The 9,885-nt window shown below is 38.8% G+C and carries 15 protein-coding genes; all 15 read right to left on the bottom strand.

What is annotated here, in order from left to right; translation table 11 throughout:
- Nucleotides 1-93 precede the first annotated feature (93 nt).
- The 15 genes from rpsQ to rpsL all read right to left on the bottom strand — a co-directional run bounded on the left by rpsQ (nucleotide 94) and on the right by rpsL (nucleotide 9,765).
- Nucleotides 94-375, bottom strand: coding sequence for a 30S ribosomal protein S17 (gene rpsQ, locus CKBE_RS00715; protein WP_015237698.1), 282 nt, complete (start codon nucleotides 373-375; stop codon nucleotides 94-96).
- On the bottom strand, nucleotides 368-562 hold the full coding sequence (rpmC, locus tag CKBE_RS00720; protein WP_015390117.1) for a 50S ribosomal protein L29: 195 nt from the start codon (nucleotides 560-562) through the stop codon (nucleotides 368-370). The genes rpsQ and rpmC overlap by 8 nt, the downstream gene beginning before the upstream one ends.
- Nucleotides 563-572: 10 nt before the next feature.
- Nucleotides 573-989, bottom strand: a complete 417-nt coding sequence (rplP, locus tag CKBE_RS00725) for a 50S ribosomal protein L16 (protein WP_015237700.1) — start codon at nucleotides 987-989, stop codon at nucleotides 573-575.
- A gap of 2 nt (nucleotides 990-991) precedes the next feature.
- Nucleotides 992-1,798, bottom strand: coding sequence for a 30S ribosomal protein S3 (rpsC, locus tag CKBE_RS00730; protein WP_015237701.1), 807 nt, complete (start codon nucleotides 1,796-1,798; stop codon nucleotides 992-994).
- Nucleotides 1,799-1,814: 16 nt separating this feature from the next.
- Nucleotides 1,815-2,144, bottom strand: a complete 330-nt coding sequence (gene rplV, locus CKBE_RS00735; protein WP_015237702.1) for a 50S ribosomal protein L22 — start codon at nucleotides 2,142-2,144, stop codon at nucleotides 1,815-1,817.
- 4 nt (nucleotides 2,145-2,148) lie between these two features.
- A complete protein-coding gene (gene rpsS, locus CKBE_RS00740; RefSeq protein ID WP_015390119.1) occupies nucleotides 2,149-2,424 on the bottom strand; it encodes a 30S ribosomal protein S19 in 276 nt (91 codons plus the stop codon).
- Between the two features lie 16 nt (nucleotides 2,425-2,440).
- Nucleotides 2,441-3,268 carry a 50S ribosomal protein L2 gene (gene rplB / locus CKBE_RS00745; protein ID WP_015237704.1) on the bottom strand — a complete coding sequence of 276 codons (828 nt, stop codon included), beginning with the start codon at nucleotides 3,266-3,268 and terminating at the stop codon, nucleotides 2,441-2,443.
- Nucleotides 3,269-3,565, bottom strand: coding sequence for a 50S ribosomal protein L23 (rplW, locus tag CKBE_RS00750; protein ID WP_015390120.1), 297 nt, complete (start codon nucleotides 3,563-3,565; stop codon nucleotides 3,269-3,271).
- The gene (rplD, locus tag CKBE_RS00755) at nucleotides 3,562-4,179 is read right to left on the bottom strand and encodes a 50S ribosomal protein L4 (protein WP_015390121.1); all 618 of its coding nucleotides are present in this window, start codon (nucleotides 4,177-4,179) and stop codon (nucleotides 3,562-3,564) included. Before rplD ends, rplW begins: the two co-directional genes overlap by 4 nt.
- A 3-nt stretch (nucleotides 4,180-4,182) precedes the next feature.
- A complete protein-coding gene (gene rplC, locus CKBE_RS00760; RefSeq protein WP_015390122.1) occupies nucleotides 4,183-4,878 on the bottom strand; it encodes a 50S ribosomal protein L3 in 696 nt (231 codons plus the stop codon).
- Nucleotides 4,879-5,043: 165 nt separating this feature from the next.
- Nucleotides 5,044-5,355, bottom strand: coding sequence for a 30S ribosomal protein S10 (gene rpsJ, locus CKBE_RS00765; protein ID WP_015237708.1), 312 nt, complete (start codon nucleotides 5,353-5,355; stop codon nucleotides 5,044-5,046).
- A 54-nt stretch (nucleotides 5,356-5,409) separates the two neighbouring features.
- Complete coding sequence (gene tuf / locus CKBE_RS00770) at nucleotides 5,410-6,600, bottom strand: elongation factor Tu (protein WP_015237709.1); 1,191 nt, start codon at nucleotides 6,598-6,600, stop codon at nucleotides 5,410-5,412.
- An 80-nt stretch (nucleotides 6,601-6,680) separates the two neighbouring features.
- A complete protein-coding gene (gene fusA, locus CKBE_RS00775; RefSeq protein ID WP_015237710.1) occupies nucleotides 6,681-8,783 on the bottom strand; it encodes an elongation factor G in 2,103 nt (700 codons plus the stop codon).
- Between the two features lie 14 nt (nucleotides 8,784-8,797).
- Entirely contained in the window at nucleotides 8,798-9,268 is a 471-nt protein-coding gene (rpsG, locus tag CKBE_RS00780) for a 30S ribosomal protein S7 (protein ID WP_015237711.1), read from the bottom strand.
- A gap of 119 nt (nucleotides 9,269-9,387) precedes the next feature.
- Nucleotides 9,388-9,765, bottom strand: a complete 378-nt coding sequence (gene rpsL, locus CKBE_RS00785) for a 30S ribosomal protein S12 (protein WP_015390123.1) — start codon at nucleotides 9,763-9,765, stop codon at nucleotides 9,388-9,390.
- Nucleotides 9,766-9,885 lie beyond the last annotated feature (120 nt).

A 9,885-nucleotide genomic window follows, 5' to 3' on the forward strand; every position in this document is an offset into this window, starting at 1 on the left:
AGATAAGAGAGACACCTCCCTGTATTCTCCCATGTTTTTATAAAAAACACAAGATACAATTAACTAAAAAACAGCAAACCTAAATTTGTGATATTAGATAACTCTCGCAGCATCAATCAAACGCACAACTAGCCAAGATTTAGTGCGAGAAATTGGCCTACATTCTTTTATTTCGACTGTATCTCCCTCATTATACTTATTATCAGCATCATGAGCCTTATACTTTACTGAACGAGTCACTATTTTACCAAGAACATTATGTTTTACTCTTCTCTCAACTATAACCACAACAGACTTGTCCATTTTGTTACTAACTACTTTTCCAACTAATGTCCGTTGACGTTTAGAGCTCTGAATCTCAACAGAATTACTCATTTCCTATTTCCTCTGTCAATATTGTACGTATACGAGCTATGTCCCTACGTACTTTACATATCTGACTTGTATTAGCAAGCTGCTTTGTAGCTACCTGCATACGCAATCTAAACTGAGCTTTCAATAAACTCTCAAGCTCAACATTCAGATCTGTTTTGTTTTTTAAACGAAGCTCACTAGCTTTCATAAAAACCTCTCTAAGCACCAATACGACGCGATACGAAAACAGTAGAAACTGGCAATTTAGCTGCCGCTAAACGGAAAGCTTCTCTGGCTAACTCTTCACTAACACCTTCCATTTCGTACAACACCTTTCCCGGCTGAATTTCTGAAACCCAATATTCTGGATTTCCTTTACCATTACCCATACGAACTTCTGCCGGTTTCTGAGAAATTGGCTTATCTGGGAAAATACGTATCCATACCCTACCGCCACGTTTAATATGTCTATTAATAGCACGTCTAGCAGATTCTATTTGTCTAGCTGTTAATCTTCCTCTACCAGTAGCTTTAAGTCCAAATTCACCGAAAGCTACATTGGCTCCACTAGTGGCAAGACCAGTATTTCGACCTTTATGTTCTTTACGATATTTTCTACGAGCTGGTTGTAACATAATTAACCTACCTCATTTTCTGAAGAAGAGCTGTTATTAGCCTGTTGAGAACGATAGTTAGTTTTTCCAGATCCTCTATTACGTGACGACTTATTATCAACCCTTTCTTTTGGAGAGCGTCTTGACTTACGATTATCCTCTTCTCTGAAAGGTTTAACATCAGTTGGCAATATGTCATTAGAAAAAGATATATCGCCTTTATATATCCAGACTTTAACACCTATAACACCATAAGTTGTACGGGCTTCAGAAGTTGCATAATCAATATTAGCCTTAAGAGTATGCAAAGGGACTCTACCTTCACGATACCATTCAGTACGAGCTATTTCTATACCATTCAATCGTCCTGAGCTCATTATTTTAATACCCTTAGCTCCTAATCTCATAGCATTTTGCATCGCTCTCTTCATAGCTCTACGGAACATTATGCGCTTTTCTAGCTGTTGCGCTATAGAGTCAGCAATTAATTGAGCATCAATTTCCGGTTTTCGCACTTCTTCTATATTAACTTGCACTGGAACACCAGCCAATCTCTGAAGATCAGTCTTTAAATTCTCAATATCTTCTCCACGCTTGCCTATAACAATCCCAGGACGAGCCGAATAAATAGTTACACGAGCATTCTTAGCTGGTCTCTCTATTAATACTCGACTAACAGAAGCCCCCTTAAGCTTTTTCTTTAAATATTCACGGATTCGTATATCACCAGCCAAGATACCTCTAAAATCACGGTCCTCAGCAAACCAACGTGACGACCAATTTCTGGTGACTGATAAACGAAATCCAGTAGGACAAATTTTCTGACCCATATATTACCCTCTCTCCCTAGGATTCTACCTTAACGGTAATATGACAAGTTTGTTTTTCGATTCTATTACCACGACCTTTAGCGCGAGCAGAAAAACGTTTCATAGACTGAGCCTTGTCAATAAAAATCTCTTTAACATACAACTCATCTATATCAGCACCATTATTGTGCTCAGCATTAGCAATCGCAGACTCAACAGCCTTTTTAATAACACAAGCAGCTTTTTTAGGCGAAAATGCTAGTATATTAACCGCCTGCGCAACAGACTTATTTCTTATTAAATCAGCAACCAATCGAACTTTTTGAGCTGACATATGAATTCCACGGATAACAGCAGTAGTTACCATTTAATCACCTCTTCGCCTTCTTATCTGCAGCATGCCCTTTAAATGTTCTAGTAGCAGCAAATTCACCCAATTTATGACCAACCATATTTTCATTTATATAAACTGGTACTTGCTGACGACCATTATGAACTGCAATTGTTAATCCAATAAAATCAGGGAGAATAGTTGACCTACGAGACCATGTTTTAATTGGTTTTTTATCCTTACTTATAAAGGCTGCCTCTATCTTTTTCATAAGATGAAGATCGACAAAAGGTCCTTTTTTGATAGAACGTGACATATTCGTTCGCCTCTTATTATTTACGCTTACGTTTTTGGACTATCATATTATCAGTCCTTTTATTGCGACGAGTTTTATAACCCTTAGCTGGAGTTCCCCATGGACTTACAGGTTCTCTGGCCTCACCAGTTCGACCCTCGCCTCCACCATGTGGATGATCCACCGGGTTCATGGCGACACCACGAACCGTAGGACGTATGCCGCGCCAACGCATTGCCCCTGCCTTACCTATTTGGCGAAGACTATGCTCCTCATTTCCTACCTCACCTATGGTCGCTCGACAATCCACATGAATGTTGCGAACCTCTCCAGATCTTAAACGAACCTGAGCATAAACACCTTCCCTAGCAAGCAAGACTGCTGATGAGCCGGCTGATCTAGCTAATTGAGCACCCTTGCCAGGACGCATCTCTATGCAATGTATGGTTGACCCGACCGGTATATTTCGTATAGGCAAAGCATTACCTATACGAATTGGCGACTCAACTCCAGAAATTAAAACATCCCCAACTCCAATCCCTCTAGGAGCTATGATATAACGACGCTCACCATCAGCATAACATAAAAGAGCTATATAGGCGCTACGATTAGGATCATATTCAAAACGCTCTACTTTAGCAGATATACCATCCTTACTGCGACAAAAATCCACTACTCTATAATGCTTTTTATGACCCCCTCCCTTATGCCTAACAGTGATATGACCATTATTATTGCGGCCTGATATGCGATTCTTTTTTTCCAACAAAGCAAAAAAAGGATCACCCTTATGAAGGACTGGGTTTACTAATTTTACCACCCCTCTCCTACCAGGAGAAGTAGGCTTCACCTTTAAAATAGCCATTTATATCACCTCTGCAAAGTTAATCTCATGACCATCTCTAAGGGATACATAAGCTTTCTTTTCATTACGACGATGGCCAATGAAACGACCGAAACGTTTAACTTTGCCTTTTCTATTAAATATGCTAACAGAATCCACTTTTACATTAAATAAGAGTTCTACCGCTGCTTTAACCTCTATCTTCGTAGCATCTGGCAAAACCCTGAAAGCAAATTGTCTACATTTATCAGCAATGTTAGTTGTTTTTTCTGTAATCACCGGAGCTAAAATAACTTGCATCAATCGTTCCGCATTCATCCAAACATCTCCTCTAGTTGATTAATAGCTAATTTCTCAATTACTATCTTCTTATAATGAATCAACGACAACGGATCTATATAATGCGGTTCCATCACAGCTACATGTGGTAAATTACGAGTAGCTAGATAAATATTCTCATCAACCTCATCTAATATTATCAATATTGACTCAGAACCAAAATTTTTAATTCTTAAAACAGCCTCTTTAGTTTTAGGAGAATCAAGCTTTAAGGAGTCTATTGCTAATACACGATCTTCTTTGACTAGCTGCGACAAAATAGATCTAATTCCAGATCTATACATTTTCTTATTAATCTTCTGAGAAAAATTCTCCTCAGGAGAATTAGGGAATATACGACCGCCACCTCTCCATAATGGAGAAGAAGTCATGCCAGCCCTAGCGCGACCAGTACCTTTCTGACGCCAAGGTTTCTTAGTGCTATGTTTGACAGCAGCTCGATCTTTTTGCGCTCTATTACCAGATCTTCCATTTGCCTGAAACGCAACTACTAATTGATGAACCAATGATTCATTTACTTCGCTACCAAAAACTAGATCAGAAACATTCATTATAGATGTCTGATCTTGATTATCAAGGAGCTTTATATCCATGTTCTAGCTCCTCTTCTTTAAGATTTTCTTTATAGCTGGAAGAACTACTATCTCCGAATCGGAATAACCAGGAACAGCTCCCCTAACTATTATTAAACTTCTATCTAAATCTATTCTAACTATTTCTAGATTTTGAATAGTACAAGAAACAGAGCCTAAGTGACCAGGCATTTTCTTTCCAGGAAATACCCTGCCAGGATCCTGAGACTGACCTATAGAGCCAGGAGCCCTATGAGAACGAGAATTGCCATGAGAAGCTCTTTGAGAGCTAAAATTATGACGCTTTATGGCGCCAGCAAAACCTTTACCTATGGTTGTTCCAGAAACATCCACCTCTTGACCAACCTCAAAGATTGAATTTATATCTAAGATAGATCCAACAACAAAATCTAAAGAATCAGAAGGATTGAGGCGAAACTCTTTCAGTACACTACCAGCATCAATACCAGCTTTAGAGTAATGTCCGGCAAGTGGTTTAGTAATACGCGAGGGTTTTCCAACACCGTACGCTAACTGGACAGCTGTGTAACCATCTTTTTCAACTGACTTTATTTGTGCAATACGATTATTTGACACATCCAGAACAGTTACAGGAATAGATTCACCATCATCCGTAAAAATTCTAGTCATGCCAACCTTGCGACCTACCATTCCTAATCTATAGGATGTAGAAGTCGAATTCAACATTATTATCTCCATTTTGGCTACGATTGGCCAATACACCACACAATAAAAAACATAAAAAATAAAACAAAAACAAACATAGATAGCAGAAAAAATCTATATTTGTTTAGAGATCTGATTACATCATGTTAAATTACACACATGCGTAAGATAGCATAACATAGTAAGATATCAAAAAAACTATTGCAAAGCAATCTCTACATCAACTCCAGCTGGCAAGTCTAACCTCATTAAAGCATCTACCGTTTTATCTGTAGGCTCCACTATGTCCATTAAACGTTGATGGGTACGAACCTCAAATTGATCACGAGAAGTTTTATTAACGTGTGGAGATCGTAATAAATCATAACGATTAATTCTTGTTGGCAGAGGAACTGGACCCCTAACAATAGCCCCAGTACGCTTTGCTGTATCAACTATTTCTGCAGCAGATTGATCGATTAGCTTATAGTCAAAGGCTTTCAAGCGAATACGAATCTTTTGATTTTTCATGAATATTCCTAAAGAGCGAATAACAAAGGCAATAAACCTTTGTTATTTATATTTTCAAGCAATGATTTTAGATACTACACCAGCACCAACAGTTCTACCACCCTCACGAATAGCGAAACGCAATCCTTCTTCCATTGCTATAGGTGACAATAACCTTACTGTCATAGCAACATTATCGCCAGGCAGAACCATCTCTTTATCTTCTGGCAACTCAATAGTACCAGTTACATCAGTGGTTCTGAAATAAAACTGTGGACGATATCCTTTAAAAAATGGAGTGTGTCTACCGCCTTCTTCCTTAGATAAAACATAAACTTCAGCAGTAAACTCTGTATGAGGAGTAATAGATCCTGGTTTAGCTAGAACCTGACCTCTTTCAACATCTTCCCTTTTAGTTCCTCTAAGAAGAATTCCAACATTATCACCAGCCTGACCTTGATCAAGCATTTTGCGAAACATTTCAACACCAGTGCAGATGGTTTTTACTGTAGGCTTAATACCTATAATCTCTATCTCTTCTCCTACCTTTACTACACCGCGCTCTACACGACCGGTAACAACGGTTCCACGACCAGAGATTGAGAATACATCCTCAACTGGTAATAAAAATGCACCATCTACTGCTCTTTCTGGGGTCGGTATATAATTATCTAAAGCATCAGCTAGAGCTAAAATCGCTTTCTCACCAAGCTCACCTTTATCGCCCTCTAAAGCTAATTTGGCAGAACCTTTTATTATAGGAGTGTCATCACCAGGAAAATCATATTTTGATAGCAACTCTCTAACTTCCATCTCAACAAGTTCTAAAAGCTCCTCATCATCTACCATGTCTGCCTTGTTCAGGAAAACAACAATGTAAGGCACACCAACCTGACGAGATAACAATATATGTTCTCTAGTTTGTGGCATTGGCCCATCAGCAGCAGAAACAACCAATATGGCACCGTCCATTTGTGCAGCACCAGTTATCATGTTTTTAACATAATCAGCATGACCAGGACAGTCAACATGAGCATAGTGACGCGCTGATGTTTCATATTCAACGTGAGCGGTATTTATAGTAATACCTCTGGCTTTCTCTTCTGGAGCGGCATCAATCTGAGCATAAGCTCTCGCTTCCCCACCAAATTTAGTAGCTAATACCGTAGTAATGGCAGCTGTTAAAGTTGTTTTACCATGATCAACGTGACCAATAGTACCTACATTTACATGCGGCTTGCTACGTTCAAACTTGCCTTTCGCCATATGTTCCTTCCCTTAAACTTTCTTAAATTCAAATAATAATTACCCTTAACATAAATGCTAGGATAATATGCGTTAATATTTTACTTTGATCTTGCCGTAATAACATCATCTGCCACATTCTTGGGCGCTTCTGAATAATGCTTGAACTCCATTGTATAAGTAGCTCGTCCTTGAGTTAAAGAACGAAGACTTGTAGCATAACCAAACATTTCTGCCAGCGGCACCTCAGCCTTTATTATTTTTCCGCCACCCATAATATCGTCCATGCCCTGAACTATTCCTCTGCGTGAAGATAAATCACCCATAACAGTACCAGCATAATCTTCAGGAGTTTCCACTTCTACAGCCATCATCGGCTCTAAAAGCACAGGACTAGCTTTCCTTAGACCCTCCTTAAATGCCATAGAACCAGCCATTTTAAATGCATTTTCATTAGAGTCAACATCATGGTAAGATCCAAAGAATAATGTAACCTTAACATCAACTATAGGATAACCAGCTAATACGCCAGATGGCAAAGTTTCTTGAATACCCTTATCAACTGCAGGAATATATTCCCTAGGAACAACCCCTCCCTTAATAGCATCAACAAACTGATATCCTTCTCCTGGGGATAATGGCTCAACTTTTAATACTACATGACCATACTGACCTCGACCACCAGATTGTTTAATAAACTTGCCTTCGGCCTCTTCACAAGTTTTTCTGATAGTCTCCCTGTAAGCAACCTGTGGTCTACCTACATTAGCTTCTACTCCGAACTCCCTCTTCATTCGGTCAACTAAAATCTCTAGGTGCAATTCACCCATTCCAGAAATTATAGTCTGACCTGACTCCTCATCGCTACGTACTCTAAAGGAAGGATCTTCTTGTGCCAAACGAGACAAAGCCATGCCCATTCTTTCTTGATCACTCTTAGACTTCGGTTCTACTGCCTGTGATATTACTGGCTCAGGAAATACCATTTTTTCTAGCGTAATATGAGAATCAAGATCACAAAGAGTCTCACCTGTAGTAACTTCTTTTAGACCAACAACTGCTGCGATATCGCCAGATAAAACTTCCTTAATTTCTTCTCTATTATTAGCATGCATCTGCAATAATCTACCAATACGTTCTTTTTTCCCTTTTATTGGATTAAAAATAGTATCTCCAGATTTTAAAACTCCTGAATAAACCCTTATGAAAGTTAACTGACCAACAAATGGATCACTCATTAACTTAAAAGCTAAAGCTGATAGTTTTTCTTTATCATCAGCCTTGCGAAGAATTTCATTACCGTCATCATCTATGCCAGAAACAGGAGGTATATCTATAGGAGAAGGTAAGTAATCAATAACAGCATCCAACATCCTCTGCACCCCCTTATTTTTAAAGGCTGATCCACAAAGCATAGGCTGAATTTCACAAGCAATAGTCCTGGCTCTTATAGCAGAATTAATATCTGACTCATCTAAATTACCGGTTTCCAAATATTTGTTAGTGAGATCCTCCGAGAATTCAGCAGCAACCTCTAATAAATTTTCCCGCCATTTTTCCACTTGATCTTTTAAGTCTGGAGATATTTCTTGATAACTGAATTTAGTACCTTGGTTCTTTTCATCCCATATAATAGATTTCATTTTTACAAGATCAACCACACCCATAAACTTATCTTCAGAACCAATAGGTATAACGATAGGAACAGGGTTTGCTCTTAGACGTAATTTAAGCTGATCATAAACTTTAAAGAAATTAGCACCAGTTCTATCCATTTTATTAACAAACGCAAGACGAGGCACCTTATATTTATTTGCCTGACGCCAAACAGTTTCTGACTGAGGTTGAACTCCACCAACAGCACAATAAACCATGCAAGCGCCATCCAATACCCTCATGGAACGTTCTACTTCTATGGTGAAATCCACATGCCCTGGAGTATCAATGATGTTTATTCTATGCTCAGGGTAATTATTGGCCATCCCTTTCCAAAAAGCGGTAGTAGCAGCAGAAGTAATAGTAATACCACGCTCCTGCTCTTGCTCCATCCAATCCATAGTAGCAGCACCATCGTGAACTTCGCCAATCTTATGGTTAACACCAGTATAGAATAGGATTCTCTCTGTTGTTGTAGTTTTACCTGCATCTATATGAGCAGAGATACCTATGTTGCGGTAGTACTCTACCGAAGTTTTGCGAGACATTATATTACCCCCAACTACCAACGAAAATGACTAAATGCTTTATTAGCCTCTGCCATTTTATGAGTATCTTCTCTTTTTTTCATAGCAGAACCTCGAGATTCAGATGCATCCATTAACTCTCCTGCTAAACGTAGATCCATAGACTTCTCGCCACGCTTTTTAGCTGCTTCACGAACCCAACGCATAGATAAAGCTAAACGACGTACAGGTCTTACCTCAATAGGAACTTGATAGTTTGCACCACCAACACGACGACTTTTCACTTCTACTATAGGCTTAACATTATTTATCGCAAGGCTGAAGATATCCAAAGGATTTTTTCCAGTCTTGTTACCAATATGATCCAACGCTCCGTAAACAATACGCTCAGCGACAGCTTTTTTACCGCTTAACATAACAATATTAATAAATTTAGCTAATTCAACACTGCTAAATTTTGGATCCGGCAAAATATCTCTCTTAGGAATCTCTCTACGACGTGACATTTACTAATTTCCTTGTGTAATTCAGTTGAACTATTAAAGTCAAAGCTGCTTAAAAAAACAGCCACTTACATACTACTTAATAAAAAGTAGACACACTTTCTACAACTCTCATTGCAGTATTACGATTTCTTAGAGCGCTTTGCTCCATATTTGGAACGAGCTTGTTTGCGATTTTTAACACCCTGCAAATCAAGAGAACCTCGAACGATATGATATCTAACGCCAGGAAGGTCCTTTACACGACCGCCACGAACTAAGACTACTGAGTGTTCTTGCAAATTATGTCCCTCGCCACCAATATATGAAATAACTTCATAACCATTGGTCAGGCGAACTTTGGCAACCTTACGCATGGCTGAATTAGGTTTTTTCGGAGTTGTTGTGTAAACACGTGTACACACTCCTCTACGTTGAGGACAATTTTCCAAAGCTGGACTTTTATTCTTGATAACGCTGACCTCGCGGGGTCTACGCACAAGCTGGCTGATAGTAGGCATATACTATAAAATCCCTTTATATTACATTTCTGTTTAACACTTATTTATGTTGCTACAGACAAAAAATAATGAAGCGGCAAACTAAATCAAAAATAAACCCAAAATGAGGCAATAATTTGA

The organism is Candidatus Kinetoplastibacterium blastocrithidii (ex Strigomonas culicis) (assembly GCF_000319245.1).
GTDB lineage: Bacteria > Pseudomonadota > Gammaproteobacteria > Burkholderiales > Burkholderiaceae_B > Kinetoplastidibacterium > Kinetoplastidibacterium blastocrithidiae.

Coding starts and splice junctions, on each gene's coding strand:
- rpsQ (WP_015237698.1), bottom strand. CDS start 375: ATGAGTAATTCTGTTGAGATTCAGAGCTCTAAACGTCAACGGACATTA.
- rpmC (WP_015390117.1), bottom strand. CDS start 562: ATGAAAGCTAGTGAGCTTCGTTTAAAAAACAAAACAGATCTGAATGTT.
- rplP (WP_015237700.1), bottom strand. CDS start 989: ATGTTACAACCAGCTCGTAGAAAATATCGTAAAGAACATAAAGGTCGA.
- rpsC (WP_015237701.1), bottom strand. CDS start 1,798: ATGGGTCAGAAAATTTGTCCTACTGGATTTCGTTTATCAGTCACCAGA.
- rplV (WP_015237702.1), bottom strand. CDS start 2,144: ATGGTAACTACTGCTGTTATCCGTGGAATTCATATGTCAGCTCAAAAA.
- rpsS (WP_015390119.1), bottom strand. CDS start 2,424: ATGTCACGTTCTATCAAAAAAGGACCTTTTGTCGATCTTCATCTTATG.
- rplB (WP_015237704.1), bottom strand. CDS start 3,268: ATGGCTATTTTAAAGGTGAAGCCTACTTCTCCTGGTAGGAGAGGGGTG.
- rplW (WP_015390120.1), bottom strand. CDS start 3,565: ATGAATGCGGAACGATTGATGCAAGTTATTTTAGCTCCGGTGATTACA.
- rplD (WP_015390121.1), bottom strand. CDS start 4,179: ATGGATATAAAGCTCCTTGATAATCAAGATCAGACATCTATAATGAAT.
- rplC (WP_015390122.1), bottom strand. CDS start 4,878: ATGGAGATAATAATGTTGAATTCGACTTCTACATCCTATAGATTAGGA.
- rpsJ (WP_015237708.1), bottom strand. CDS start 5,355: ATGAAAAATCAAAAGATTCGTATTCGCTTGAAAGCCTTTGACTATAAG.
- tuf (WP_015237709.1), bottom strand. CDS start 6,600: ATGGCGAAAGGCAAGTTTGAACGTAGCAAGCCGCATGTAAATGTAGGT.
- fusA (WP_015237710.1), bottom strand. CDS start 8,783: ATGTCTCGCAAAACTTCGGTAGAGTACTACCGCAACATAGGTATCTCT.
- rpsG (WP_015237711.1), bottom strand. CDS start 9,268: ATGTCACGTCGTAGAGAGATTCCTAAGAGAGATATTTTGCCGGATCCA.
- rpsL (WP_015390123.1), bottom strand. CDS start 9,765: ATGCCTACTATCAGCCAGCTTGTGCGTAGACCCCGCGAGGTCAGCGTT.